Raw genomic sequence first — 25,403 nt, forward strand, 5'->3', positions numbered from 1 at the left:
TGAAGGCGAGATTATACTGCCTCAAAAGTTTTTTTGATAATTTTTTGAATATTACTGGCAGCCTCGTAACGGTTTTCAGCGTTTTTAATTGGCCTACCAACAACAATATAATCTGAACCGCTTTTAAAAGCTGTAGCGACATCAACAACCCTCTTTTGATCATCATCATTTGCTACGGGCCTAATTCCAGGAGTTACTGCAATTAATTTATTGTCAATATGCTCTCTTATGAACGGAACTTCTAGGCCAGACGAAACAATTCCATCACAACCCGCTTCAAAAGCCCTTTTAGCTCTTGAGATAACTAAATCTTGTACATTGCAAGAAAAACCCAAGTCATCTAAATCACCTCGATCTAAACTTGTAAGAGCTGTCACAGCGAGTATTTTTAGGTTATTTTTATTCTCAGCAGCTTTTTCCATCAAGGCTTGGTTACCATGAATGGTAGCAAATGTAGCGCCATAGTCACTGAGTCTTGAAATAGTGCGACCAACTGTTTCAGGCACATCAAAAAACTTTAAATCAACAAACACTTTTTTATCTTTTTTAATAAGCCAATCGAGAAGCTCAAAATACTGACCAGTCATTAGCATTTCCATGCCAATCTTATAAAAATTAACACTATCATCAAGCTCTGTTACAATTTCCTTAGCATCAGACACCTCTGGAACATCTAAAGCAAATATTAATCGATCTTCTAGCTTGATATTTTTCATTAAATTATGGATTTTTTTTGAAGCTAAAATTATACTATAATTTTCAACAAATTAGCTCTTAGAGATAAAGTCTTTAGCTAATTTAAAGACTATCTCTGCACCTCTCTCATTAAGATGAATTTGATCAAAAAGTATCCATTGTCCTTTCGCCTTCGATATATCATTCCAGGACTTGCTAAATACATAGTGATGAAAAATTCCTCCAAAAATTCTTCTCATTATTAGCCTAGTTTTTGGATTATATTCTAACTTTAGTGGATAGGTTCTAGATTTAATTTCTGAACATAATGCATCAGAAACTGGCAATAAACTTAAATTTTTTTGATTAACAGTCAATTTAATATAATCATTAAACAAATTAACATGTCTATTGACTTCAGAATTTACATTTTCACCAATAGGAGGGAGAGTACAAATTGCAAAATTAGATGAAAATCCAATCTTTTCAATTAACTCATTTAAATGTTCTTTGTATTTTCCAAGAGTAGGAACTTCAGGTAACTCATTATTTTTTTTATATCTTAAGCCTGAATTAATGTCAAACGATCCCAATGCATCATTCGTGCCTATCAATAATATTATTAAGTCGGGCTTACAATCAAGAATTGGGTCTAGTCTTTGAATAACTTGCCAGGCAGTATTTCCATTAATACCCTCGTTAAGAAAAACATCATTTGGAAACTCCTGACGAAGATAATCTACCCAACTTTGTCCTATATTTCCGTGAGTTAGTGAGTCACCAATGCATGCAATAATTTTTTTATCTGGTTGATTATTACTCTTTAAATAATCTTCAGCTCTTCCTTTAGGAGGAGTTGAGATAATTTTTGAAACATAAAAAAAAGCAGCTGCCGGAGCAGCTGCAATGATTAAAACTAAAAATATGAAAGTCATTTGACCTAAGGTTTTAGTTTTCTAGTCCATCAACAGTAACCTCAATCTTAATTACATCATCAAATGGTCTTCTTTTTGTAGAAAAGGAAACTTCACTTCCATTGTAGTCAACAGTTACTTTGTAATGGCTCAATCTTTTTTCTATTTTTTGTCTGACTTTATTCTCACAAACTTCTTGACTAATAACCTTTTGAGTTCCATTTGCAGCTGCTTTTTCAGCATCATTAGCAATTGATGCACCCATAAGAATTCCTGCTAGAGTCATAATGTCTTTACCATCTCCTTCACCAAACTGGTTTCCTATAGCGCCGCCTATAACTCCACCAATGATTTCATTAGTAGCGCTTCCATCTCCATTATTTTGGACAGTTTCTTTGATATAGCACTCCTTATAGGGCTCTTCGACCCTAACCTGCTTGTATACTTTGTCTACTGATACAACTGAGGCGCTATCTATAAAGGTTCCTGCCAATGAGAGTTGAGAAAATGACAAGAGAAGTAACATCGATGAACTTTTTAAAATTGTTTTCATAATAAGCTCCAATAGATTATAGTTTGAATTCTACTCATATAAATTTATCGAATTGTGTTTTATTCATGAAGTTTTAACCAACAAATTTTTTAAAGCTATTCTTTAAACCATCCTAAGTAAGATATTAAACAAATTATTATATACTTTTTTGGTTTTTTTCATGACAGATAAATCAAATAAATGTTGATACGACTAGAGGTTAATTTAAAGATAATTGAATTGGTAAATTAAATTAGCTTATTTAAAATTATTTGAATAACAAGTTTTTATCTCCAAAATGACTTTTGTATAGTTCAATATCATCACTATAGATTTCATTAACAAGGCTAATTTCTTGAGCTCCAAACATTGACTTATAACTCGGAACCATGCCTTGATCTTTCATTATTTTTAAATCCGCATCCCTCATCTTCGAAAAGTCTCCCTCGACTCTTTTATAGCCTGATAAATCATGTTTAACAATGCCTCTTACATCATAAACCTTAAAACCTTTATCTTTTAGGGTATTGATTGCATTAGAAAATGATTCTAGAGAAAAATATTGATCATATTTTTCAAAATGAAGAAAGTCTGATTGATTTCTCCAATGTTCATCTCTATCTGATTGGGATTGTGATTTAACTATTGAAAGAAAATCATGGAAATTGATACTTAATTTTTTCCCTGAACTATCATTAAATTTCAGCTTTCTGCCAACAAACTTATCAATAAAACAAGAGGCAATTCTTGTAAAAGGACATCGCAGAACAACGAAAGTATACTTGGAAAGTGCAAGCTCACGTTGAGTAGCTATAAATGTTTGATTATTAGAATGAATCCATTTGATATCATTTAAACCCTTTATAAATCCATTTGCAATTGCAATAGAATACCTTAGAGAAGAGCATGCATTTTTTGGAATAAAAGTGCAGATTGCATCTAGAGGGTATATTGACAAAGTGTATCTAGATGAAAAATTATATAATTCATTTTGACTTATTGGAACATTTTCAAGTCTAGCATTTTTCAGAAGCCTTACATCATTCATGTTAGATTTTTCTTTTAAAAATAATATTCAATTTGTATCAGAAAAAAAATATTTTGCCTTAAAGTTATTTTATAGATTAAATTTTTATCAAAAGCAAATAATATTGTCTTGTTTTTTAAAAAAAACTAGCAATAATATACTCTACGCCTTGGTAGCTCAGCTGGATAGAGCACTCGCCTCCTAAGCGAGGGGTCATAGGTTCAAATCCTGTCCAGGGCGCCACACACTTTTAATTTAAAAACAATCACTTAGAGTAAATAGACTGATAAGTTTTGTTCATCCATTTTTATTTGTAACTCAAACAAAAATAAAGCAAAACAAACTGTTCCAGATAGGCTCATTTCCTTAGCAAGAATTCGAAGATTCAAATACATTGCCATGTCAAAGAAATACTATTAGTCAAAATGATTCTGGAATTTTACTGAAACCTCTTTGAGTATAGCTTCATTTCTCTTAATACGATGAGAAATCAGAGAATCAACTAAACTTTTATTGTTATCATGAAAGTCTTTGGTTGGAGACATTCCTAAGAAGTTAGCAACATATCGAAATTCGACTTTCTCTAATGAAGGTCTTTTTCTCTTAATGCCGATCTTTTCTGCCTCGTTATTCAAAGCTTCTAAAGCATTATTAGACAATAGAAGTTTATTGAATAAGTCTTTTCCTACAAAGCCTTTTATAAAATCCTCAAATTTAATAATAGTAAGATTTTTATTAACATTATTTTTAAAAAATTTGGCAAACTTTTTGACATCGAATACAAATTTATTATTGTAATTTCTACTGCTAGGACTGACATACCCATATTCTAAAACTATATTTGCAATTATTGACAAATCTAGCACTACTCCATATCCAGAGCGTTCTGCGTAAATAGACTTTAAGTATTCTATTGGTTTTCTATTTACAACAACCCATTCAATATTTGAATAGCCTAGAGATTTAGCGAGTCTTTCAAATTCTGCAGCAAGATGAGTATCAACCAAAAAGTTTTCAAAAGCCTCGCCACTAATGAGAGTAGTATTGCAATTATTTCTTACTGTATCCTGGAAAATTGACTCTAAAAATAATCTTAAACTTATTAAATCTTTCTTCTGTGACATCCATGCAGCAAAACTGTGCTGATGCCAATCAAGATACTTAGGAAAAAGAATCTTATTCTCGATAAGCAACTCATTACAATTTGAGCACAAAGTTTGAAAAGAAGTAGATGCAGTTTTATGAGTGCCTGCATGGATTAATAATTTAATGATATCGTTTTATAGTTGGAGATAAACTATATTTTATCAACCATAATGACTCTAATCATGAGGATTTTGTATTTATTTATGAAGATTCAAAGCGCCCTTACTTTTAAAATTCCCTCTACTTGATTGATATTCTCAATAACAGTTTTGGGTATTTCTTTCTCAATATCAATAAGTGTGTAAGCAAAATCACCTCGTGATTTATTTAGCATATCCACAATATTAACACCTTCTTCAGCAATCTCTTTTGTTATTTGACGAACCATATTCGGAATATTTCTATGAGTAATTGCAAGACGCTCTTCACCAGCCCTTGGCATCTTTGAGTCAGGAAAATTGACTGAGTTTACAATGTTTCCATGCTCAAGATAGTCTTTTACTTGCTTGGCAATCATTATTGCGCAGTTCTCCTCTGCCTCAGAAGTAGACGCTCCCAAGTGAGGGAGAGCAATGACTCTATCATGATTCTTTTTCTCATCGATAGGAAAGTCAGTAACGTAATACTTTACCTTGCCACTATCAAGGGATTTAATGAGTTCTTCTTCATCAACTATGCCGTCTCTTGACATGTTGATAACAACACATCCCTCAGGCAAAAGAGCAATTCTCTTTGCATCTAAAAGATTCTTAGTTGCATCAACCAGAGGCACATGGAATGAAACAAAGTCACTTTTTGAAAAGAGCTCTTCTAATGAGAGAGCCTCTTGAACTTCTGAAGAAATTTTCCAGGCATTCTTTTTAGAAATTGATGGATCATACCCAATAACATCCATCCCTAGAATACTGGCAGCATTTGCAATCTCTACTCCGATTGCTCCCAAGCCCACAATCCCTAATGTTTTTCCAGGCAGTTCAGATCCTGAATACTGCTTTTTTCCATCTTCAACCGTAGTCTTAAGGTTTTCCAGTGGAAGCTTATTGACATAATCCCAAGCCTGGCAAATATTTCGACTTGCAAGGAGCATTGATGAAATAACAAGCTCTTTCACAGCATTTGCATTTGCACCAGGCGTATTAAATACAACCACGCCCTTGTCACTCATTTGTTTAAGTGGAATATTGTTGACTCCTGCACCAGCCCTGCCAATTGCTTTTAAACTATCTCCAATTTCCATATCATGCATTTTTGCACTTCGAACGAGAATGGCATCTGGATTTTCATCACTTGTGGAAACCTGATAGGATTCTTTTGAAAACTTCTCGAGTCCAAGAGGTGAAATGTTATTGAGTACCTGTATGTTAAGCATTATCCAAAATCCTTTTCAAAATTATTCATAAAATTAATAAGGGCCTCAACCCCCTCTTTAGGCATAGCATTATAAATACTTGCCCTCATACCGCCGACACTTCGATGACCCTTAAGTGCGAGCAGACCAGCCTCTTTTGAGCGCTCTAAAAATGTAATATTTAATTTATCATCTGCTAATAAAAATGGGACATTCATCCATGATCTATACCTTGTAGAAACTGGATTTGAATAAAAATCAGAGCTATCAATAGCTCTATATAGTGACTCTGCTTTAGCTTTATTAATTGTTTGCATTGCGCTAAGACCACCCTTCTCTTTAACCCACTCAAAGACTCTTCCAGCCGCGTACCATGGAAAAGTAGCTGGTGTATTAAACATCGAATCATTATGAGCTTGAGTAGAATAGTCAAATAATTTAGGCTGCTGCTTAACCACATCTCCAATAAGATCCTCTCTAACAATTACAATTGTTAGTCCAGATGGACCAATATTCTTTTGGGCTCCTGCATAAATAACACCAAATTTAGAAACGTCAATTGGACGCGATAGAATCGTAGAAGACATGTCTGCAGCAATAGGGATGGAAACCTCTGGAATATAGTCAAACTCTAGACCTGCAATCGTCTCATTAGGAGTGTAATGAAGATAAGAAGCATCTTCATCAATATCCCAATTTTGAAAATCATCAATGTTAGTAAAATTATTTTCGGTACTGTCTGTACATACATTAACCTCGCAATACCTTTTTGCCTCTGCAATCGCTTTAACAGACCAGTGACCTGTATTTGCATAACTGGCTTTCAAGCCTCCTCTTAGGAGATTAATGGGTACCATAGAAAACTGTGCTGATGCCCCTCCCTGAAGAAAAAGTACCTTGTAGTTTTCAGGAATACTCAGAAGCTCTCTAAAATCTTGCTCAGATTTCTCAGCAGCTTCCATAAAATCAACCCCTCTATGGGAAATTTCCATTACTGATGCTTTTGAGTTTTGATATTCGAGAAGTTCGCTCTGAATTTTAAGAAGAACCTCTCTAGGCAGCATTGCTGGTCCTGCACTAAAATTGTATGCTTGAGTCATTTTTAATAATTAACTTTTTTTAAGTAAAAAAAAACGCTCAGGTGCGCATAGTCAAACTAAGCCCATCTAAACGTCATTGTTGATCAAATAACCACCATTGGTTTTTGAAATAGAATGATTATACCTGTCCTATAAATTTCATCACGTAGGCTTTGTGACAAAATGTCTCAATATTAATTTGAAAATTAACATTTGTTTCTCAGCCTTGGAAATCATTTGCTTTAATCAATCTTGTAAAATAATGAGTCTATTTCATACTTGATTCATCTGATGACAATTCAAACCATAATAGTTCATGACCACAATATCGAAACTGCTAAAAAAGTAGCTCTTCATATAAATGGTGAACTTGAAGCAAGAAAAAGTCACTACAGAGTGCATACAAAATCAAACTTTGAAATTGAGAATTTAAGGTCTCATCATAGTGTTGATCTTAATATTTTTGATCAAGGGTTTGATTATGACAATATCAAACTCATGGTCAGTGATATGGACTCTACCCTGATCTCGATTGAAACGATTGATGAGGTCGCAAGACAGGTTGGCCTGTCAAATGAAGTCTCATGCATTACAGAAGAAGCGATGCAGGGTCAGTTAGATTTTTCTGAGTCATTTAAAAAGAGATTGTCTATTTTAAAAGGGGTTGGCACTGAAAGTTTCAATCAAGTATACAAAAACAAAATGGAGTTGAACCCAGGTGCTAGCGAGCTTGTTAAATTTCTTAAGTCTATCAAAATAAAAACTGCTTTAGTTTCAGGCGGTATAAACTTTTTTGCTGAAAAAGTTACAGATGTCTTAGGTATTGATTCATATCGCGCTAACGATGTTGAAATCAAAAATGAGGCTTTAACTGGAAAGGTAATAGGAGCAGTGGTTGATGCCAAGGCAAAAGCGAATTATATTGAAGAATTGTGTAAGCATTATAGGCTTAGCTCTAAACAAGTGATTGCCATTGGAGATGGTGCTAATGATCTAGAAATGATGAAAGTATCCGGACTATCGGTCGCTTACCACGGCAAACCAATCTTGAAGAAAAGTTGTAATATACATATTAACTTTGGTGGATTAGATAGCCTAATTGACTTCTTTGATAAATCGTAAGTGATCAAAATTTTTTTTCATAGAAAAACCACAAAAAATTCATTTAAAACTTTCAGTCTTCTAAGTAAACTAACGACTTAATTTATAAAATATTATGAGTGCTATGAAATCAAAATCAATACTTTTAGCAGTTTTTTTATCAGTTTTTGTTTTTAGTTTTTTTAATATTGCAAATGCTGATGACCATCTTCACAAAGTAAGCGGAACAGTCACAGGCTGCTCTTCGAAGCATGCAGTCCATGTTCTTATTTATGAAGAGGCAGGCTTTAAAGGTATGAATCATAGTCAAGAGAACATTTACTCTCCAACAAAGGGTGCTGATTGCAGTGTCGACTTTAGTATGGAGGTTCCAACTGGACCTTATGCCCTTGCCTCGTTTGAAGACAAGAATGGTAACGGAGAGCTGGATTTCTTTTTCTTTATTCCAAAAGAGCCAGCTGGTTTCTATCAATTCAGCGGTATGGGTGCGCCCAAGTTTGATAAGATGAAGGTAGATGTCAATGGTGACATTGATAATATCGAAATTGTTCTTCCATAATTACTAATTATTACTTTTATATATGCCCACCCCAATCATTGCAGGATCGACAGGACTTGTTGGCAGCAAGATTTTGAGCTGTCTCTCTGATCAAAATCTTAACCCTATAGCATTAGCAAGAAACACAATCAAACTTCTTCCTGCAAATGCACATGAACTCATTGTTGATTATGACTCCTTATTGACCGAAGGCTCCCTTCCAAAATGTGATCATGTTTTTATTTGTCTTGGTACTACAATCAAGATTGCCAAAAGCAAAGAAAACTTTAAAAAAGTTGATCTTGACTACCCCCTTGTGATTGCAAAAAAAGCCCTAGATTCTGGCGCCAAAAAATTAACCCTTATTTCATCAGTGGGTGCTGATAGTCAATCTAAGAACTTCTACTTAAGAACCAAAGGTGAGCTTGAAGATGCAATTCTTGAGCTCGGCTATGAGAGCGTAAATATATTCAGACCCAGCTTTTTAATTGGTCGAGGAGGAAGGCATAGGGCTGTTTCAGAGAAAATCTTTATGAGGGCCGCTAAAGTATTTGATATTTTTTGTATTGGATCTGCAAGAAAATACAGAAGCATTGACGCTCAAAAATTAGCTGACAAAATGGCTTCTACATTAGATTCTATCCCAGGCGTTCATTACTATTACTTTGATGACTTTATAAACTAATTTTTATAAATTCTGTCCTATCCACCCTTTTCGTAAACAAGATTTAATAATATTAGATCTAAAATCTCTCACAGGTATAATGTGAGCCATCTAAATAAGCACATCACCATTCAATGTCGGGCAACTCATTCGGAAAACTATTTACTTTAACGACTGCTGGCGAGAGTCATGGTGATGCACTCTTAGGCATTGTTGATGGTTGCCCCCCAGGCATGAAACTGAGTGAAGAAGACCTTCAGGGCGACCTTGATTTGAGAAAGCCTGGCAGCTCCAGACATACCACACAAAGAAGAGAATCTGATACTGTAAAAATTGTCTCAGGAACTTTTGAAGGGATAACTACTGGAACTCCGATTGGTCTTTTGATAGAAAATAATGACCAAAGGCCAAGGGATTACACCAAAATTGCTAATTCATTTAGGCCAGGACATGCTGACTTTAGTTATCAACAAAAATATGGAATCAGAGATTATCGTGGAGGTGGTCGCTCATCGGCAAGAGAAACTGCAATCAGAGTTGCAGCTGGCGGTATAGCAAAAAAATACCTCAGTGAAAAATTTAGTATCAAAATCAATGGCTATCTAGCCCAACTAGGCCCTATAGCTTTTGAAAACTTTGACTGGAATGAAGTTCATAACAACCCTTTCTTTTGTCCTGATGCTAAGAAGGTTTCAGAGCTTGAAGAGTATATGGACAATCTAAGAAAGTCAGGTGACTCTATAGGCGCCAGAATTAATATTGTGGCAAGCAATATGGTGACTGGTCTAGGTGAGCCCATATTTGACCGACTCGATGCGGATATTGCACACGCAATGATGAGCATTAATGCGGTCAAAGGTATTGAAATTGGTGCTGGCTTTGAAGTTGTAAACCAAAAGGGCTCTGATCATAGGGACCTGATAACCCCGGAGGGCTTTAAATCAAATAACTCTGGAGGAATTTTAGGAGGCATAAGTTCTGGGCAAGATCTATTAATTTCAATTGCTCTGAAACCAACCTCCAGTATTCGTCTTCCTGCGGAGAGTATCGACAAAAAAGGTGGTTCAACAGAAATCAGTACAACCGGAAGACATGACCCCTGTGTTGGCATTCGCGCTACCCCTATTGCAGAAGCGATGCTGGCGATTACTCTGATGGACCATGCCCTAAGGAACCGCGCTCAAAACGCAGATGTAGAATCAGTCACGCCCGTTATACCCGCATCCAAGCAGTAAGTTCAATTCAATCAAAAGGAAATAATGTTTAAGCTCATTCATAAGCGCGTGCCTAGTAACGCAAAAAATGATATTTTGTCAGGCCTTACTGTCGCGCTTGCACTTGTCCCAGAAGCTGTTGCCTTTGCACTTTTGGCTGGATTAAATCCACTTGTAGGACTTTATGCAGCCTTTACAATTGGAATTGTTACATCGATTTTGGGTGGCAGGCCTGGAATGATTTCAGGAGCGACCGGAGCTATTGCGGTGGTCATTGGAACTTTAGTTGCGATATATGGCGTCGAGTACTTGTTTGCTGCTGTCGTTCTTACAGGAGTCATCCAAGTAGTCTTTGGCATCTTAAAAATGGGTAAATTTATTAGACTCGTTCCGCACCCAGTCTTTCTTGGCTTTGTGAACGGTCTTGCTATAGTAATCTTTTTATCTCAGGTCAAACAATTTAAGGTTGAGGGGGAATGGATTACAGGAAGTCCACTCGCTTTGATGCTAATTATTGTTGCCATCACGATGCTTATTATTCATTTCTTGCCAAAAATCACTAGAGCCATTCCCTCAACTTTGGTAGCAATTGTAATCGGAACTCTAGCAGTTCTTTTTCTTGGACTAGATACAAGAACAGTGGGTGATATCGCCCCTATTGGTGGGGTATTTCCACCGTTTCATTTTCCTGACGTACCCCTCAATTTTGAAACGCTCAGTATCGTTTTCCCATACGCAGTGGTCATGGCTCTGGTTGGCCTTATTGAAAGTTTATTAACCCTAAACCTGATTGATGATTTAACTGAAACAACAGGTCAGCCTAATCGTGAATGTATTGGTCAAGGAGTTGCTAATACGGTAACTGGATTATTTGGGGGAATGGGTGGCTGCGCAATGGTAGGTCAAAGCCTCATTAATATCAAGTCAGGAGGCAGGGGAAGACTATCAGGCATTGTCGCTTCGCTGGTCCTCCTATTCTTTATCCTTTACCTTTCAAAGTACATTGAAATGATTCCAGTCGCCGTTCTCATTGGAGTTATGATGATGGTTGTGATAGGGACCTTTGAGTGGGGATCACTAAGGCTATTTGGCAAAGTCCCATTGCCAGACATTGTGGTGGGCATAGCAGTAGCTGTAATTACTGTTCTAACTGATAACCTAGCTCTTGCAGTCATTGCTGGAGTAATCATGTCTGCACTATCTTATGCCTGGGAGTCAGCTGGAAAGATTCACTCTGTTGAAGAATATGAGTCAGAGGGTAAAAAGACTTACAGACTTCACGGAGCTTTGTTTTTTGCATCAATCAACACATTCCATTCAATATTCAACCCAAAAGAAGATCCAGATAATGTCTATATTGACTTTGAAGATTCTCGAGTCATTGATCACTCTGCTATTCAGGCCATTGATAAACTTGCAGAGCGCTATCAAAAAGCCGGTAAAACTCTTCACTTAATGCATTTGAGTGAGGAATGTCGATTGCTTCTGAAGACTGCGCAGCACCTGGTGGAAGTGAATGTTCTTGAAGATCCTCAATATCATGTTGCTATCGATAAAGCAAAGGCTCGAATTGAAGGAAACATGTAAGCTTAAAAATCATAATCCGAACTCTTGATTTTGATTTAATTTTTTTTTATAATTTTTTTCCGTTTAACAAAATAGGAAATATAAATATGAAAAAAATCTATATTATTACTTTGTTTTTACTTTCTGGTTCAGTGTTGGCACACAGTCCTTTAAACAATGACTTTGAGTCTATGATGAAGCGCATGTTCAATCACATGGAAATGATGGATATACACCACAACCATTTGTTTGAAGAGATGGGTTTAAGACACAATAATAATAGCTGGTTATCTTTAAATCAGATTGAAAATCAAGACAACTTTCAACTAAAAATCATTCTTGATGGAATGGATAAAGAGGACCTGAAGATTCATATTGATAAAAACCTACTTGTCATACAAGCTGAAAAAAATACAATCAGCGAGACAAGTCAGTCCAGCCAGTCATTTATGCAACAATTTATGATTCCAAAAGATGTAGATAAGTCAAAAATTACCGCTGACTTTAAAGAAGGAGAATTAGTTGTCACCTTGCCAAAGAACGTTAAATCAGAACCAGAAGTACAACAAATAACAATTAATTAAAATAACGACACTTGTCTTTTAAAAAAAGGCAAGTGTCTAAATCTAATAAGTTACTCGAAATTAACGTAGATTAAAGGATCAATCTCGCTATAAACACTTCCAGAAGCCCCTTTAAATACTATCTCAGCCTCATCTCGTCGCTTCAATGTTTTTGAGAAATAGAGATACGGTTTCTCAGAGACAAAAACAGCCGTTGCATCAACTTGCACATTATTTCTACTATCACTGATAACCCTAAAATTAGTCGCATCACCCGGCAACTCAAAACCAAGCATAAAGTTCACATCACTCAACTCACTGTTGAGCGCATCGGCATAGTCTGTAGACTTTAAACTAACTTCAAGTTCACCAGTATTTTCAAGAACTAAAACAGCAACACGATTATTGTTTCCAAGATAAGTTTCTAAATTCTCCAATGTTCCTATTGGAATTGTTGTTTCAATAACAAGTGTTTCGCTATAGTCGGTGGATGATTGGGAGAAAACAGATTCTGGAGCAAGATACTTTTCAGCAATCAATGTAGCTGTATCTAGTTCACCATCATCATCGCTATACATCGTAAATGAAGCTCTGACAGGAACCTCAAACACTTCTCCTTCATTTGCCGCCTCAATATCTGTCGTGTAGAGAGTTACATCAAGAACACTCGGTGAGCATGACGTCAAAAATGTAATGATTAAAAAGGATCCAAATAGTTTTGATAATTGTAATTTCATAACTGCAATTCATGAGTTGATTAAGATTCTATATTATCACAATTAAAAATTGATTATTTTCCTTTTTGATCACCCCAAAGAATCTTATGGAGCTGGACTTGAAGTCTAACATTAAGTTTTTTTTCTAGAATCCAATCAGCCAATTCAACCGGCCTTAAACTCTCATAGACTGGGGAAAACAAAACTTCAGACTCTACTTCATGATTTTCCAACATTTCAGTACACCAATCAAAGTCTGACCTTGAAGCAATAACAAACTTTAGCTGGTCCTTATTTTTTAGAATTGAAAGATTTTCGTATCTATTCTGATGTTCTTCAGTTGAGGAAGGCGTTTTAATGTCCATTACAATTGATACTTTACTATTCACTGGAGCTATATCGATGCTTCCACTGGTCTCCATAGATACTTTGTACTCATTTTCAATAAGCGCATCAAGGAGTTTTAAACAGTTACTTTGAGCCATTGGCTCTCCTCCAGTGACGCATACATATTGAGTGTTATATTGAGCAATTTCATCTAATATATGTTGAATGGAGAGTGGATTATTTCCTTTAAATGCATAGGCAGTATCGCAATAGTTACATCTGAGTGGACACCCAGTCAAACGAACAAAAACGGTTGGGATTCCGACCTCCTTTGCTTCTCCTTGGAGCGAGTAAAAGATTTCAGTGATATTGAGAGTTGTGTTATTTAAATTGTCCATCTTTTAATAGTTTGATTTGGTTTCTAACATCTGCTGCTTGCTCGAATTTTAATTCTTCTGCAAACTGATACATCTCTTTCTCTAATCTTTTTAATTCTTTGGATAACTGAACAGGTGAGAGCTTGACTTGGATAATTTCTGAACTCGATTCATCGATTTCAGCAGCAGAAAGATCGGTATCCAGAATGTCAACAATAGGCTTAACAACGCCTTTTGGCGTAATCCCGTGTTTTTCATTAAATGATTGCTGTTTGTCTCTTCTTGCTGTTGTGACATCCATCGCCCTTTGCATAGAATTTGTAACCCTGTCAGCATAAAGAATGACACTACCATTAATATTTCGCGCTGCCCTGCCCATGGTTTGAATGAGTGATCTCTCAGACCTTAAAAATCCCTCTTTGTCAGCATCTAAGATAGCTACTAATGAGACCTCCGGAATATCAAGACCCTCTCTTAAGAGGTTGATCCCAACTAAAACATCAAAAACGCCTAGTCGCAAATCCCTTATTATTTCAACTCGCTCAACTGTATCAACATCGGAATGAAGATAGCGAACTTTAATGTTATGATCATTCAAATACTCACTGAGCTGCTCTGACATTCTTTTGGTTAATGTTGTAACAAGAACTCTCTCCTTAATCGCAACTCTCTTATTTATTTCAGACAACAGATCATCTACCTGAGTCTCTACAGGCCTGACTTCAATTTCAGGATCCAAAAGGCCAGTTGGCCTGACCACCTGCTCAGCAATAACGGTTGACACATCGAGCTCATAGTTTGCAGGGGTTGCAGAAACCAAAATGCATTGATTTAATCTCTCTGAAAACTCTTCAAACTTTAACGGTCTGTTATCTAGAGCAGAGGGTAAACGGAAACCAAAGTCAACGAGCGTTGTCTTTCGTGCCCTATCCCCGTTATACATGGCTCCTATTTGACTCACTGTAACGTGCGACTCATCAAGAATTACTAGAGAGTCATCTGGCAAATAATCGAACAGTGTTGGCGGTGCTTCTCCAGGCTTTCTTCCGGATAGGTATCGTGAGTAGTTTTCAATACCGGAGCAGTAGCCGAGCTCTCTCATCATTTCCATATCTTGAACCACTCTCTGTGAGAGCCTCTGATCTTCAACTAATTTATTTTGGGAGAGGAGCTCTTTTTTTCTAACGCCCAATTCAACCTTGATATCATCAAGCATATTTTGAATCGTGGATTCAGGAGTGACATAGTGAGTCTTGGGATAGATGGTGATCCTCTGAAGTGATTTTAGCTTCTCTCCAGTCAAAGGGTCAAACCATGAAAGACTCTCAACCTCGTCATCAAACATCTCAATTCTAACTGCACTCTCGTCCGAATCAGCCGGAAATATATCAATCACCTCGCCCTTAACCCTAAAATGCCCCCTGATGAGTGTTAAGTCGTTCCGAGTATATTGCATCTTTGATAGGGTCGCTAGAATTTCTCTCTGGTTGGTGAGTTCTCCGACAGTTAAGTGAAGCAGCATCTTCATGTAGCTCTTTGGGTCACCAAGACCATAAATGGCTGAGACACTGGCAATAATGATGACGTCTTTTCTTTCTAAAAGTGACTTGGTAGCAGAGAGTCGCATCTGCTCAATTTGCTCATTTATCGACGCATCTTTTTCAATGTATGTATCTGAAGCTGGTACATAGGCCTCTGGCTGATAGTAGTCATAGTAGGAGACAAAGTATTCAACAGCATTGTCTGGGAAAAACTCCTTCATTTCACTGTAAAGCTGAGCTGCTAGTGTTTTGTTAGGAGCCATAATGAGGCTCGGCTTTTGGCTCTTCTCAATGACATTTGCTAAAGTGAAAGTTTTGCCTGAGCCAGTAACCCCAACAAGGGTTTGATATTTCTCACCTGACTCAATTCCATCTAACAATTTTTGAATTGCAGAGGGCTGGTCACCCTTAGGTGAAAAATTTGATTTGAGTTGAAATTTTCTGGCCATAATTGGCAGTTTTTCATTAAAATAAAACCCTCAATTTTAAACCATTTAAAGAGTACCGTAAATGTCATCAATGTTATCAAATCGAGTTCAAAAAGTTAAACCATCAGCCACTATGGCAGTGAGCGATAAAGCCAAAGAATTAAAATCACAAGGCATCCAAATTGTATCTATGGGTTCTGGAGAGCCTGACTTTGATACCCCGACCAATATTCAAAAGGCTGCTATTAAAGCCATTGGTAATGGTGAGACTCGATATACAGCTGCTGACGGTACACCTGAGCTTAAAAAAGCTATCTGTGAAAAATTTAGAAGAGAAAACGGGTTAGACTATTCACTAAACGAAGTTATGGTTTCTTGTGGTGGAAAACAGGTTTTTTACAACCTTTGTCAAGCGATCTTAAACTCTAACGATGAAGTAATTATTCCAACGCCTTACTGGGTCTCCTATCCGGATATGGCTATTCTAGCAGATGCCACTCCAGTCTTTATTGAGGCTGGTCTGGATCAAGATTTTAAAATTTCACCTGAACAGCTGGAAGCAAGTATTACTGCAAACACTAAACTCTTGGTTCTAAATAGCCCCTCAAACCCTACTGGATCTGTCTACTCAAAGTCAGAGATTGAGGCCCTTGGGACTGTTCTCGAGAAGCATCCCCATGTACTCATTATCAGTGACGATATTTATGAACATATTCGATGGAGTGATGATGACTTTGTCAACATTGCTACGGCTTGCCCAAATCTAAAAGATCGCGTCATCATCTTGAATGGTGTTTCGAAAGCCTATGCGATGACTGGATGGAGAATTGGTTACGCAGCAGGGCCGGAGTCAGTCATAAAAGCAATGAAAAAAATTCAAGGCCAATCTACTTCAAACCCAAGCTCCATTTCACAAGCAGCTGCTCTTGAAGCTATTACTGGAGACCAGTCATTCATTACGATGATGGTTGAGGCTTTTGAACGTCGTCATGACTTTCTTGTGGATAGTCTGAATGCAATTGATGGTATCGAATGCCCTAGATCAGGTGGTGCGTTCTACTCCTTCCCTAAGGTTCAAGGCTTAATAGAAAGGCTTGGACTTAAGGATGATGTCGAATTCTCAACTTATTGTCTTGAGAAATTAAGTTTAGCTGTTGTTCCTGGTTCCGCTTTTGGAGCTCCTGGATATGTGAGATTATCTTTTGCTACGAGTATGGATAACATTAAACTTTCAGTTGAAAAATTAGCAAGCATCTAAACAAGCGCTTGTTTAGTTTTTTTCTTGACATCTAAAATTTCTTAATATAACCTCTACTTTTTTGATAAGGAGAATCTCAATGCTTGATAAAAGAAAATTCTACATTAACGGTCAGTGGGTTGACCCTTCAAATAAGAATGACCTTGAAGTTATCAATCCTTCAGATGAATCAGTATGTGCAATAATCTCACTGGGCTCTCAAGAAGATACAGATGCAGCGGTTTCAGCTGCAAGAGCAGCATTGCCGATGTGGTCAAGCTCATCTAAAGAAGAAAGAATTGCATTGCTGGAGAGGCTTTATGATATATATAAAAGAAGAATGGATGAGATGGCTGAGGTTATCTCTATTGAAATGGGAGCTCCCATTGATTTTTCTAAGGCTGCTCAAGCGCCTTCAGGAACAAACGCAATTGAAGATTTTCTCAATCAACTCAAAAAGTTTGAGTTTGAAGAACAACTAGATGACTCTGATAATCAACTGATCTATGAGCCAAAAGGCGTATGCGCGCTCATTACTCCATGGAATTGGCCCATTAGCCAGGTTGCTTTGAAGGTTATTCCTGCTATTGCAGCCGGATGTACAATGGTTTTAAAGCCATCAGAGATTGCCCCTCTAGATTCAATGTTGTTTGCTGATATGCTTGAGGAGGCCGGATGCCCTGCTGGTGTTTTCAACCTTGTTAATGGTGATGGTGCTGGTGTTGGAAGTCAGCTGACCTCACATCCAGATATTGACATGGTCTCCTTTACTGGATCAACAAGAGCAGGCGCCTTAATTTCTCACAATGCTGCAGACGACTTTAAGAGGGTTGGTCTAGAGCTTGGTGGAAAAGGCGCGAATATTATTTTTGCTGACGCTGATGAAAAAGCAGTTAAAAGAGGTGTTAGGCACTGTTTCAATAACACAGGTCAGTCTTGCAACGCACCTACAAGAATGCTTGTAGAGAGATCAATCTATAACCAAGCTGTTGAAATTGCCAAAGAAACAGCCCTTTCAACTAAAACAGATATTGCATCAAAAGAGGGAAAACACCTTGGCCCTGTTGTATCAAAACTTCAGTTTGATAAGATTCAAGCATTAATTCAAGCTGGGATAGATGAGAATGCCACTTTGGTGACTGGAGGAACTGGAAAACCTGAGGGACTCGAGACTGGTTATTTCATCAAGCCTACAATTTTTGCAGACGTTAATAATCAAATGACGATTGCACAAACTGAAATTTTTGGGCCAGTTCTCTCAATTATTCCTTTTGATACTGAAGAAGAGGCTATTGAAATTGCCAACGATACCCCTTATGGATTAACCAACTACGTTCAAACACAAGACCAGGAGAGAGCAAAGAGAATGTCAAAAAGGCTTCTATCTGGAACTGTAGAGCTCAATGGTAAAGGTGCTGCAAGTGGTGCTCCATTTGGTGGGTTCAAGCACTCTGGAATTGGAAGGGAAGGTGGAGAGCATGGCTTTACTGAGTTTGTTGAGGTCAAGGTAGTTACTGGCTGGAACTAAAGCTGAACTGAATGCTGGCTAAAAAAAATATAGCCATTGGCGGTATCAGCACTGAATGTAGCAGCTATTCGCCATTATTTCAAAATAAGGAAGACTTTAGAACTGTCCGCGAACAAGATTTACTTGAACTCGTTGACTTTCCATTTTCAGAACACAACATTAATGTTAGTCCGTTATTTTTCAATAAGTCGGTTCCTGGTGGTCCGATTGATAGAGAATATTTTGATCAAGTTAAAAATCAATTCATAGAAGAGATAAAAGCTCTTGGTAGGCTTGATGGGATTCTCCTGTTGATGCACGGAGCAATGTATGTTGAGGGCATAGAAGATCCAGAAGGAGACTGGATAAGCTCAGTCAGAATAGCGGTTGGTCCAGATTGTATTATTTCGCTCAGCTATGACCTTCATGGCCAAATAACTGACAAAATCATCAAAAATATTGATGCATTTGCTGCTTTTAAAACTGCACCTCATATTGATGTGAAGGAGACCTATAGGCGCTCAGCATCAATGCTGGTAAGCGCAATTAATGAAAACTATCGACCAATAGTACTCTGGTCGCCAATACCAGTTTTAGTTTCGGGAGAGATGTCTTCAACTTTTGTGGAGCCTTGCAAAACAATTTACGAAAATCTTGAACAATATAATAATGAAAAAGGGATTCTTGATTGTAATTTATTGGTTGGTTACGTGTGGGCTGACACTCAAAGAGCCACAGCCTCATCAGTAGTAACTTGCACCAATGAGATTATGGGAGCTAAACTCTGTAAAAAAATTGCTGCAAACTACTGGAATTCTAGAAAAGATTTAAAGTCTGATATGCAGACAGGGAGCATTGATGATGCTTTACTTTGGCTCAAAAGTGATTTTTCAATTGTTGCAGATAGCGGTGACAATCCCACAGCAGGAGGCGTAGGTGATAGAGTCGATGTACTAGAGGCAATCCTTAAAAATTGTCATATTGATTCACTATTTGCCGGAATAGCTTCTAAGTCAGCCTATGATGAGCTCAAGACAGGGAATGAGTTTAGCTTAGGTGGCACCTTTGGGGGTGGTGGCCCATTATTAAAACTTAAAGCTGATAGCGTATATTTTAAGAATCAGTGCGCCGTAGTTAGCATCTCTAAAACTGTCATATTGATCTCTAAAATAAGGAGGCCCTTTCATAATTTCAAGGATTTTGAGGAATTAAATCTCGAACTGAGTGACTTCAAAATTTTAGTGGTTAAGTCAGGATACCTCTCTCCCGATTTACAGTCACTTTCTTCACGATCATTTTTAGCACTTACTGAGGGTGCAGTGAATCAAAACTTAGCTATTATCAAAAATAAACACCGTAACAAGAAAATATACCCTTTTCAAGATTTTGATAATTTTATCCCGCTCGTCAGTGACGGGGTATCCTTAGTTAGTTAATAGCCTTCAAAACCTGCTTAATAAAAAGTTGCTCATTCCACTGGTTGGGGCCTGACCCAACTCTGACAACAACAAGCTCTTTTGAGGGTATTACATAACATCTATTAGTGTTGTAACCTTCAAGTGAAAACATATCTACTGGAAGCCCTGGCCACCTTGTTCCATCAGTGTTCACCCAGAATGTAAATCCATACTCTGGATTTAAAGTTTGTGAAGGCTTGGTTGCCTTTTCAATCCAAGAACTAGGGACAACTTCATCATCAGCCCACCTTCCATTTTGCATCAACAAATAACCAACCCTTGCAAGCTCTCTTGCCGAAATATGAAGACCAACGTGGGCACTCGTATGAGGACCTATGAATTGACCTCCTCCATGAACGTCCCAACTTGCATTCTCTATACCAATCTTATCGAAAACTTTCTCCTGCATGTATTCATGCATCTCTCTTCTCATAATGAGTTTAAAAAGAATTGAAAGGTGAGCCATCGCGGGATCACTATAGTCCCAAATTGTGCCTGGCTCTGAAATCAGTTGATCTGTTTTATAGCCATATCGGTTCTCCTGATATCCTAGAGCATGCTCAAACGGTCCAAAGTTATCTAGCGGAGGAATACCAAATACTAATTCATTTTCACCAGGAATACCAGAGGTCATGCTAAGGAGATGTCCTATTGTTATTTTTTCTTTTAGCTTATCAGTCATTTTGAAAGAATCTGGAAAAAATGAATATGCAAAACTATCTAAGTCAACTTTTATATTGTCGGGAAGTGTTCCATTTTTACTTTCTTCCAGTAATAAGCCCCAAGCTATCCCAGTAAATGATTTGGTGCAAGACCATACATCAAATCTACTCCCTGGAAGTGTCATGAAGCTGTAATGCTCTTTGACTAAAAAACCATCTTTAACAATAACAATGCCAGAAGCAACATTGTCAAAGAAAAGCTTGTATTCTTCAATTACCTTGTTAAGGTGCTCAAAATTAATTTTAGAGACAACTTTTTTGTCTATTTTTTTATCAAGAAACTGCCATCCACCCTTTGATTCTGGCGAAGGAAAATACTGAGTATTTTTAGGGCTAGTTCTTGTCATCAAGTAATTGTACTTGGAAAAAAATACTGAGTCTGAAAAAAATTATTCAAGCTTTATGGTAAGATTGAGTACAAAGCAATGACACACAATAAGTGTGTGTAAAAAAATAAGTTAATTCAATATTATAGGAGAAATATGATGACGTTAACTTTAGTATACAGATTGAACGGGTTGGTGGGTCTATTATGGGCAGCGTCAATGTGGTTTGGAACAAACATGATGGCAGCATCCTACGGCTGGGAGGTAACCCAACCAATGGTTACAATGTCTCAGTTTTTAGCAATGTCTTTCTTGTTTATTGGTGTAATTTTTATAATGCTGCCGAACTGGACTTCAGAGGAGCAACTTAAAAAAGCAACAGTCACTCTCATACTTCTTCAAATTATCGCGGTTATACTGCAAGTTTTTCATGTTACATCGGGCGCTATTCCATCTGGAGGCATGCAGTACTTTGGAATCGCTTTAAGTTTATTATTTATTATTCTTTTCTACTGGAAATCAAGATAATAGTTTACTAGTTTGAAATAAAGGGGCTTATTATGGCTCTTTTTTTATTTTTTTTAACAGGTGTATAATTCGAACAACGCCACAACAATAGAGGTGTCGTTATTTTTTAACTTAGGAGAGTAAACATGAGTTTGTCACTAATTTTTAGACTTCAAGCAGCTTTTGCTGCAATTTGGGCGCTTCAATTAATCTTAGTTCCTGGAATGGTATTTGCCCAGTACCAATGGGGATATTCTGCAGAGCTCGTTGCTATCGCCCAGGCAACTGGCACAGCTATGGCAGGTCTAGCTATACTTGCATATGGCATACCTAACTGGACCAGTGAAGATCAACTAAAAGTAGCGGCAAAATCTTTTGGTATTATTGCAGTTTTATTTTTAATTATGCAGCTCTATCAAATATTGATTTCAGGTATGGCTCCAGGTGGCGCAATGGACTGGCTTAGCACAGCAGTTACAGCTCTATTTGCTATTGGATTTTTTATGAAATCTAATTAACCGATAAATAACTTTATTTAGTGAGTCAAAGGAGGTCATAATTGACCTCCTTTTTTTTGTAGATTTTTTAATGAACTCTAAGCAAATTCTTCTTGCTTTAATTGTTCCAATTACTTGGGGTTTTGGCTATGCCCTTGCAAAAATTGGAATGAATCAGTTCACTCCACTGCTCTTAATGTCGCTTCGTTTTGGTATCGCAGGCTTGATATTAGTATGGTTCGTTAAGCCCCCTTGGGGGCATATGCGAGAGCTTTTTATGATTGCTTTTATTGGATCCACCATACAGTATGCCTTCACCTACTATGGATTAAGAGGCATTGACGTATCAACTGCTTCGATTTTATTGCAACTTGAAGGCCCTATATTAGCTCTTCTAAGTACTATCATTCTCAAAGAAAAGCTGGGTTGGCCTAGAGCCTTCGGGATGGGGCTAGCTTTTTTTGGTGTATTTATTATTGTTGGCGAACCAAGATTGAGTGATAGCCTGGACAGCGCTGCTTTAGTAGTCATTGGTACAGTTGTCTGGGCAATAGCGCAAATCATGATTAGTCGACTCAAAACACTTTCTGGTATTACTATTCTGTCCTGGGTTGCAATTATTGCGACTCCACAAATGTTCATCATCTCATTATTAGTTGAGGATGGTCAATGGGAGTCTATAAAAAGTGCCAGTTCTTTGGATTGGTTAATAGTCTTTTACTTGTCAGTGATCATGACAGTGGTTGGCTATAGTCTTTGGTATCATTTGATAAGAATTTGCGATGTTAGCAAGATGTCTCCTTTCCTAATGCTTCTTCCGGTCACCTCAATTACGGCAGGCATAGTTCTTCTTGAGGAGCAGTTTACCGTTACAATGGGGGTCGGAGGCACGCTGGTAATGATTGGTGTTGCCAGTACCCTAATCAAATGGAACTGGCGAAAAAATACAACTCAATCTTCGATAGATTAAAGTTTATTTATAAAATGGATCTACCGACTCAAATTGAGAAGTAATCTTTCTAATCCATCTAGAAATTGCAATCCCTTTACTGAGCTGCATGGAATTATTTTCAGATTGAAGATTCCTTTCTATTTTTCCATCTAATGGAAGTTCCATCTGTTGCTGTAAAAAATTTGTCTCTTTATCTAAATCCTTTCTTAACTCTTTAATCTTGCTTGCGACACTATTGTCTGACATTGACTTAACTCCTAAATATAAAAATCTCAATCCTATGATTGAGACTTACCCTTTGAAGCTTTCTTTGAAGTTTTGTATTTACTTTCCCACTTCCTATCAAGCTCTGTTTTAGCTATATCCTTATAATCGATCCCACTAATCTCCTTAAACTCAGATACAGCATCCTCCATAGCAGTCTCAAATACGAGAGAAAGAGACATGCTGTATCCAAAATCCTTAGCAGCTATTGAAGCACTCCTAAATGCTTCAAAAACTGGTCTTCGAATCCTTACACTCACAACACGTTTTTCGTCTGCCTTCTGATTCTTTGTTACGTATTTACCCATCAAAAAAATCACTTAAATGAACTACTAAAAAGATAGTATACATAATTTGTATACATATAGTATTTATATTTGTTTTCTTTTTGTATACAAATATAATTTCAATAATAAAATAAGTTAAAGATATAATTGACTTTGCAAAAATATTAGACCAAAACAAAATGCTTGATATAGGATCTATAGAAAAACACATTGCATCGATTGAATCTAGGGTTCATAACCTGCGACCAAACATTGAAAAGAAAATTTTATGGGCCCATAAAGCTGCTCAAAAAACGTCACTAAGCATAGTATTTGTCCATGGTTTTTCTGCAACGCGAGCTGAGCTAAGTCCTGTCATCGAGCAGATTGCTTTTGCTTTAAAGGCGAATGTATTCTTTACAAGATTGACAGGTCATGGTCAAGATGGAGAAGCTTTGAGTTCTGCAACATTTGAGGACTGGACTTTGGATACTAATGAGGCCATTAGGGTTGGTGAGTTAATAGGCGATGAAGTTATTCTTATTGGCTCATCAACAGGTTGCTCACTGATTCATAGTCTCTTAGAATATCAAGTGAAAATAAAGTCAGTTATTTATGTTTCACCTAATTTTGGGCCAAGCTCATTCAGAGGACATTTTCTTAGAGCACCCGGAGCTAAATGGTTTATACCTCTCATCCTAGGTAAAGAGCACTCCTTTGTACCAAAAAATTCTGAGCATGAAAGGTGTTGGACAACTAGCTATCCAACTGAAGCTCTTTTTGCGGTTAAGGACTCTGTGGTTGCCGCAAGCTTAGCTAACCATAAAAATATTAAGTTGCCGGTGCTATTCTGGTTTTCAGACAATGATAAAGTCGTCTCCGCTAGGGATACCCGTCGCATCATTGCTAAAATGGGAGAAAATGTTGAAGTTTTTAATCCAATACTTTCACTAAAAGATGATCCATCAAAGCATGGAGTTCTTGGAGACATTTTGAGTCCAACAAAAACTGCACAGGGCGTCAAAAAAATCATTGAATGGATCAAAAAAAATAACTAGTAATTACGTTTTTCTTTTGCGCCTTTGTAGAGTATCTCAGATAAATTTTCATTTGCAATCTTTCTTTGAGCAACAGTATTTGGATCCATATTGAACCTAGGTCGATCTAGCAACATACCGTCATCATCTTGTCTTTTTTGACCCCTAACGTGAGTCCAAAGATTTCTCCCAACAATCTGTTTAACGTTATTAGGCATATAGGATTGAAGTGAGAAACCAATTCTCCTTTGATTGCTGTTATTAGGTTGAGAGCCATGGATCACTGCGCCATGATGTATTGACATCTCTCCAGGCTGCAAAATAAGATCGACCGCCTTACTTTCATCAACATCTTGAATCACTTGACCTCTAGTCAAAATATTATTTTCAGCAAAGGTATCTTCATGATTCTGGATTTTTGTTTTATGACTTCCCGCAATCATTGTCATGCATCCTGTTTCTATATTGCTAGGGCTAAGCGCAATCCATGGGGTGGGAAAGTCCAAACTATCAAGACCCATATAAGTTGCATCCTGGTGCCAACTAACGTATTGCTTGGAAGATGGCTCTTTAATAAACATGACCGATGCCCAAAGAGAGATTTCAGGTCCAATCAAATCCTCAATGGCATCTACAATGATTTTATTGTGAGCGAGCGCATCTAAAAAAGCAAATGAAAGATGTAGGTTGTTTCTGCTTTCAGAATTTATTTCTTCAGGAAACTCTTTTTCAACCTGTTCTAACTCGTCTTTGATGGATAAGGCTTCTTGTTCAGAAATAACCCTAATAGGAGAAATAAAACCTTGATCATGGTATTGCTCAATCTGTAGTTTTGTTAAGACTCTAGGCATGACTTTATTCACCTGCATAAAATT

General features: G+C 37.2%; 27 protein-coding genes and 1 tRNA gene. 14 read left to right on the forward strand and 14 right to left on the reverse strand.

Annotation, left to right across the window (positions count from 1 at the left end; all coding sequences use genetic code 11):
- Positions 1-11: 11 nt before the first annotated feature.
- The 4 genes from pyrF to ACMAZA_RS05870 form a co-directional block, all read right to left on the reverse strand.
- Positions 12-716 carry an orotidine-5'-phosphate decarboxylase gene (gene pyrF / locus ACMAZA_RS05855; RefSeq protein ID WP_435187823.1) on the reverse strand — a complete coding sequence of 235 codons (705 nt, stop codon included), beginning with the start codon at positions 714-716 and terminating at the stop codon, positions 12-14.
- A 51-nt stretch (positions 717-767) separates the two neighbouring features.
- Positions 768-1,610, reverse strand: coding sequence for an SGNH/GDSL hydrolase family protein (locus ACMAZA_RS05860; protein WP_435187824.1), 843 nt, complete (start codon positions 1,608-1,610; stop codon positions 768-770).
- A gap of 13 nt (positions 1,611-1,623) precedes the next feature.
- Positions 1,624-2,142, reverse strand: coding sequence for a glycine zipper 2TM domain-containing protein (locus tag ACMAZA_RS05865; RefSeq protein ID WP_435187826.1), 519 nt, complete (start codon positions 2,140-2,142; stop codon positions 1,624-1,626).
- A 247-nt stretch (positions 2,143-2,389) separates the two neighbouring features.
- Positions 2,390-3,169 (reverse strand): sulfotransferase family 2 domain-containing protein, encoded by a 780-nt coding sequence (locus tag ACMAZA_RS05870; RefSeq protein WP_435187828.1) that lies wholly within the window; start codon positions 3,167-3,169, stop codon positions 2,390-2,392.
- 145 nt (positions 3,170-3,314) lie between these two features.
- Between ACMAZA_RS05870 and ACMAZA_RS05875 the strand changes: the two genes are divergently transcribed.
- Positions 3,315-3,391, forward strand: a tRNA-Arg gene (locus ACMAZA_RS05875).
- A 173-nt stretch (positions 3,392-3,564) separates the two neighbouring features.
- Here the strand turns inward: ACMAZA_RS05875 and ACMAZA_RS05880 are convergent.
- From ACMAZA_RS05880 to serC, 3 genes are all read right to left on the reverse strand, one after another.
- Positions 3,565-4,362 carry a hypothetical protein gene (locus ACMAZA_RS05880; RefSeq protein ID WP_435187830.1) on the reverse strand — a complete coding sequence of 266 codons (798 nt, stop codon included), beginning with the start codon at positions 4,360-4,362 and terminating at the stop codon, positions 3,565-3,567.
- A 143-nt stretch (positions 4,363-4,505) separates the two neighbouring features.
- A complete protein-coding gene (locus tag ACMAZA_RS05885) occupies positions 4,506-5,663 on the reverse strand; it encodes a phosphoglycerate dehydrogenase (protein ID WP_435187832.1) in 1,158 nt (385 codons plus the stop codon).
- Positions 5,663-6,742, reverse strand: a complete 1,080-nt coding sequence (serC, locus tag ACMAZA_RS05890) for a 3-phosphoserine/phosphohydroxythreonine transaminase (protein WP_435187833.1) — start codon at positions 6,740-6,742, stop codon at positions 5,663-5,665. The genes ACMAZA_RS05885 and serC overlap by 1 nt, the downstream gene beginning before the upstream one ends.
- Positions 6,743-7,012: 270 nt before the next feature.
- Between serC and serB the strand changes: the two genes are divergently transcribed.
- The 6 genes from serB (at position 7,013) to ACMAZA_RS05920 (ending at position 12,388) form a co-directional block, all read left to right on the forward strand.
- Complete coding sequence (serB, locus tag ACMAZA_RS05895; RefSeq protein WP_435187835.1) at positions 7,013-7,843, forward strand: phosphoserine phosphatase SerB; 831 nt, start codon at positions 7,013-7,015, stop codon at positions 7,841-7,843.
- A 103-nt stretch (positions 7,844-7,946) separates the two neighbouring features.
- A complete protein-coding gene (locus ACMAZA_RS05900; protein ID WP_435187836.1) occupies positions 7,947-8,381 on the forward strand; it encodes a DUF2141 domain-containing protein in 435 nt (144 codons plus the stop codon).
- Between the two features lie 22 nt (positions 8,382-8,403).
- The gene (locus ACMAZA_RS05905; protein WP_435187838.1) at positions 8,404-9,045 is read left to right on the forward strand and encodes a hypothetical protein; all 642 of its coding nucleotides are present in this window, start codon (positions 8,404-8,406) and stop codon (positions 9,043-9,045) included.
- A 113-nt stretch (positions 9,046-9,158) separates the two neighbouring features.
- The gene (gene aroC / locus ACMAZA_RS05910) at positions 9,159-10,259 is read left to right on the forward strand and encodes a chorismate synthase (protein WP_435187840.1); all 1,101 of its coding nucleotides are present in this window, start codon (positions 9,159-9,161) and stop codon (positions 10,257-10,259) included.
- Positions 10,260-10,283: 24 nt separating this feature from the next.
- A complete protein-coding gene (locus ACMAZA_RS05915; RefSeq protein ID WP_435187842.1) occupies positions 10,284-11,825 on the forward strand; it encodes a SulP family inorganic anion transporter in 1,542 nt (513 codons plus the stop codon).
- Positions 11,826-11,911: 86 nt separating this feature from the next.
- Entirely contained in the window at positions 11,912-12,388 is a 477-nt protein-coding gene (locus ACMAZA_RS05920) for an Hsp20/alpha crystallin family protein (RefSeq protein WP_435187844.1), read from the forward strand.
- Between the two features lie 50 nt (positions 12,389-12,438).
- Here ACMAZA_RS05920 and ACMAZA_RS05925 read toward each other — a convergent pair whose 3' ends face one another.
- Genes ACMAZA_RS05925 through uvrB form a run of 3 tightly spaced genes read right to left on the reverse strand, consistent with a single transcriptional unit; the run spans position 12,439 to position 15,777 of the window.
- Entirely contained in the window at positions 12,439-13,104 is a 666-nt protein-coding gene (locus tag ACMAZA_RS05925) for a hypothetical protein (RefSeq protein WP_435187845.1), read from the reverse strand.
- 53 nt (positions 13,105-13,157) lie between these two features.
- Positions 13,158-13,808: a 7-carboxy-7-deazaguanine synthase QueE gene (gene queE / locus ACMAZA_RS05930; RefSeq protein WP_435187847.1), complete on the reverse strand. Its 651-nt coding sequence runs from the start codon at positions 13,806-13,808 to the stop codon at positions 13,158-13,160.
- The gene (gene uvrB, locus ACMAZA_RS05935) at positions 13,792-15,777 is read right to left on the reverse strand and encodes an excinuclease ABC subunit UvrB (protein WP_435187848.1); all 1,986 of its coding nucleotides are present in this window, start codon (positions 15,775-15,777) and stop codon (positions 13,792-13,794) included. The genes queE and uvrB overlap by 17 nt, the downstream gene beginning before the upstream one ends.
- 61 nt (positions 15,778-15,838) lie before the next feature.
- On the opposite strand from uvrB, the gene ACMAZA_RS05940 reads away from it, so the two are divergent.
- From ACMAZA_RS05940 to ACMAZA_RS05950, 3 genes are all read left to right on the forward strand, one after another.
- Positions 15,839-17,014, forward strand: coding sequence for a pyridoxal phosphate-dependent aminotransferase (locus tag ACMAZA_RS05940; RefSeq protein WP_435187850.1), 1,176 nt, complete (start codon positions 15,839-15,841; stop codon positions 17,012-17,014).
- Positions 17,015-17,093: 79 nt separating this feature from the next.
- Positions 17,094-18,521: an aldehyde dehydrogenase family protein gene (locus tag ACMAZA_RS05945; protein ID WP_435187852.1), complete on the forward strand. Its 1,428-nt coding sequence runs from the start codon at positions 17,094-17,096 to the stop codon at positions 18,519-18,521.
- A gap of 11 nt (positions 18,522-18,532) precedes the next feature.
- Positions 18,533-19,936, forward strand: coding sequence for a M81 family metallopeptidase (locus tag ACMAZA_RS05950; protein WP_435187853.1), 1,404 nt, complete (start codon positions 18,533-18,535; stop codon positions 19,934-19,936).
- Here the strand turns inward: ACMAZA_RS05950 and ACMAZA_RS05955 are convergent.
- On the reverse strand, positions 19,929-21,026 hold the full coding sequence (locus tag ACMAZA_RS05955; protein WP_435187854.1) for a serine hydrolase domain-containing protein: 1,098 nt from the start codon (positions 21,024-21,026) through the stop codon (positions 19,929-19,931). The two genes, ACMAZA_RS05950 and ACMAZA_RS05955, sit on opposite strands and share 8 nt — an antisense overlap.
- A gap of 138 nt (positions 21,027-21,164) precedes the next feature.
- Here ACMAZA_RS05955 and ACMAZA_RS05960 point away from each other — a divergent pair, with 138 nt between their 5' ends.
- The 3 genes from ACMAZA_RS05960 (at position 21,165) to ACMAZA_RS05970 (ending at position 22,979) form a co-directional block, all read left to right on the forward strand.
- Positions 21,165-21,533: a hypothetical protein gene (locus ACMAZA_RS05960; RefSeq protein WP_435187856.1), complete on the forward strand. Its 369-nt coding sequence runs from the start codon at positions 21,165-21,167 to the stop codon at positions 21,531-21,533.
- A 125-nt stretch (positions 21,534-21,658) separates the two neighbouring features.
- Positions 21,659-22,030: a hypothetical protein gene (locus ACMAZA_RS05965; protein ID WP_435187857.1), complete on the forward strand. Its 372-nt coding sequence runs from the start codon at positions 21,659-21,661 to the stop codon at positions 22,028-22,030.
- A 70-nt stretch (positions 22,031-22,100) separates the two neighbouring features.
- Positions 22,101-22,979: a DMT family transporter gene (locus ACMAZA_RS05970; protein WP_435187859.1), complete on the forward strand. Its 879-nt coding sequence runs from the start codon at positions 22,101-22,103 to the stop codon at positions 22,977-22,979.
- 3 nt (positions 22,980-22,982) lie between these two features.
- Here ACMAZA_RS05970 and ACMAZA_RS05975 read toward each other — a convergent pair whose 3' ends face one another.
- Both ACMAZA_RS05975 and ACMAZA_RS05980 read right to left on the reverse strand, forming a co-directional pair.
- Positions 22,983-23,207, reverse strand: a complete 225-nt coding sequence (locus ACMAZA_RS05975) for a hypothetical protein (RefSeq protein WP_435187861.1) — start codon at positions 23,205-23,207, stop codon at positions 22,983-22,985.
- 32 nt (positions 23,208-23,239) lie between these two features.
- The gene (locus ACMAZA_RS05980; protein ID WP_435187862.1) at positions 23,240-23,533 is read right to left on the reverse strand and encodes a hypothetical protein; all 294 of its coding nucleotides are present in this window, start codon (positions 23,531-23,533) and stop codon (positions 23,240-23,242) included.
- 158 nt (positions 23,534-23,691) lie between these two features.
- On the opposite strand from ACMAZA_RS05980, the gene ACMAZA_RS05985 reads away from it, so the two are divergent.
- Positions 23,692-24,549 carry an alpha/beta hydrolase gene (locus tag ACMAZA_RS05985; RefSeq protein WP_435187864.1) on the forward strand — a complete coding sequence of 286 codons (858 nt, stop codon included), beginning with the start codon at positions 23,692-23,694 and terminating at the stop codon, positions 24,547-24,549.
- On the opposite strand, the gene ACMAZA_RS05990 is transcribed toward ACMAZA_RS05985, so the two are convergent.
- Positions 24,546-25,379 carry a phytanoyl-CoA dioxygenase family protein gene (locus ACMAZA_RS05990; protein WP_435187866.1) on the reverse strand — a complete coding sequence of 278 codons (834 nt, stop codon included), beginning with the start codon at positions 25,377-25,379 and terminating at the stop codon, positions 24,546-24,548. The genes ACMAZA_RS05985 and ACMAZA_RS05990 overlap by 4 nt on opposite strands.
- Between the last annotated feature and the right edge of the window lie 24 nt (positions 25,380-25,403).

This window comes from Pseudothioglobus sp. nBUS_23 (assembly GCF_051201565.1).
Lineage (GTDB): Bacteria > Pseudomonadota > Gammaproteobacteria > PS1 > Pseudothioglobaceae > Pseudothioglobus.

Coding starts and splice junctions, on each gene's coding strand:
- pyrF (WP_435187823.1), bottom strand. CDS start 716: ATGAAAAATATCAAGCTAGAAGATCGATTAATATTTGCTTTAGATGTT.
- ACMAZA_RS05860 (WP_435187824.1), bottom strand. CDS start 1,610: ATGACTTTCATATTTTTAGTTTTAATCATTGCAGCTGCTCCGGCAGCT.
- ACMAZA_RS05865 (WP_435187826.1), bottom strand. CDS start 2,142: ATGAAAACAATTTTAAAAAGTTCATCGATGTTACTTCTCTTGTCATTT.
- ACMAZA_RS05870 (WP_435187828.1), bottom strand. CDS start 3,169: ATGAATGATGTAAGGCTTCTGAAAAATGCTAGACTTGAAAATGTTCCA.
- ACMAZA_RS05885 (WP_435187832.1), bottom strand. CDS start 5,663: ATGCTTAACATACAGGTACTCAATAACATTTCACCTCTTGGACTCGAG.
- serC (WP_435187833.1), bottom strand. CDS start 6,742: ATGACTCAAGCATACAATTTTAGTGCAGGACCAGCAATGCTGCCTAGA.
- serB (WP_435187835.1), top strand. CDS start 7,013: ATGACAATTCAAACCATAATAGTTCATGACCACAATATCGAAACTGCT.
- ACMAZA_RS05900 (WP_435187836.1), top strand. CDS start 7,947: ATGAAATCAAAATCAATACTTTTAGCAGTTTTTTTATCAGTTTTTGTT.
- ACMAZA_RS05905 (WP_435187838.1), top strand. CDS start 8,404: ATGCCCACCCCAATCATTGCAGGATCGACAGGACTTGTTGGCAGCAAG.
- aroC (WP_435187840.1), top strand. CDS start 9,159: ATGTCGGGCAACTCATTCGGAAAACTATTTACTTTAACGACTGCTGGC.
- ACMAZA_RS05915 (WP_435187842.1), top strand. CDS start 10,284: ATGTTTAAGCTCATTCATAAGCGCGTGCCTAGTAACGCAAAAAATGAT.
- ACMAZA_RS05920 (WP_435187844.1), top strand. CDS start 11,912: ATGAAAAAAATCTATATTATTACTTTGTTTTTACTTTCTGGTTCAGTG.
- ACMAZA_RS05925 (WP_435187845.1), bottom strand. CDS start 13,104: ATGAAATTACAATTATCAAAACTATTTGGATCCTTTTTAATCATTACA.
- queE (WP_435187847.1), bottom strand. CDS start 13,808: ATGGACAATTTAAATAACACAACTCTCAATATCACTGAAATCTTTTAC.
- uvrB (WP_435187848.1), bottom strand. CDS start 15,777: ATGGCCAGAAAATTTCAACTCAAATCAAATTTTTCACCTAAGGGTGAC.
- ACMAZA_RS05940 (WP_435187850.1), top strand. CDS start 15,839: ATGTCATCAATGTTATCAAATCGAGTTCAAAAAGTTAAACCATCAGCC.
- ACMAZA_RS05945 (WP_435187852.1), top strand. CDS start 17,094: ATGCTTGATAAAAGAAAATTCTACATTAACGGTCAGTGGGTTGACCCT.
- ACMAZA_RS05950 (WP_435187853.1), top strand. CDS start 18,533: ATGCTGGCTAAAAAAAATATAGCCATTGGCGGTATCAGCACTGAATGT.
- ACMAZA_RS05955 (WP_435187854.1), bottom strand. CDS start 21,026: ATGACAAGAACTAGCCCTAAAAATACTCAGTATTTTCCTTCGCCAGAA.
- ACMAZA_RS05960 (WP_435187856.1), top strand. CDS start 21,165: ATGACGTTAACTTTAGTATACAGATTGAACGGGTTGGTGGGTCTATTA.
- ACMAZA_RS05965 (WP_435187857.1), top strand. CDS start 21,659: ATGAGTTTGTCACTAATTTTTAGACTTCAAGCAGCTTTTGCTGCAATT.
- ACMAZA_RS05970 (WP_435187859.1), top strand. CDS start 22,101: ATGAACTCTAAGCAAATTCTTCTTGCTTTAATTGTTCCAATTACTTGG.
- ACMAZA_RS05975 (WP_435187861.1), bottom strand. CDS start 23,207: ATGTCAGACAATAGTGTCGCAAGCAAGATTAAAGAGTTAAGAAAGGAT.
- ACMAZA_RS05980 (WP_435187862.1), bottom strand. CDS start 23,533: ATGGGTAAATACGTAACAAAGAATCAGAAGGCAGACGAAAAACGTGTT.
- ACMAZA_RS05985 (WP_435187864.1), top strand. CDS start 23,692: ATGCTTGATATAGGATCTATAGAAAAACACATTGCATCGATTGAATCT.
- ACMAZA_RS05990 (WP_435187866.1), bottom strand. CDS start 25,379: ATGCCTAGAGTCTTAACAAAACTACAGATTGAGCAATACCATGATCAA.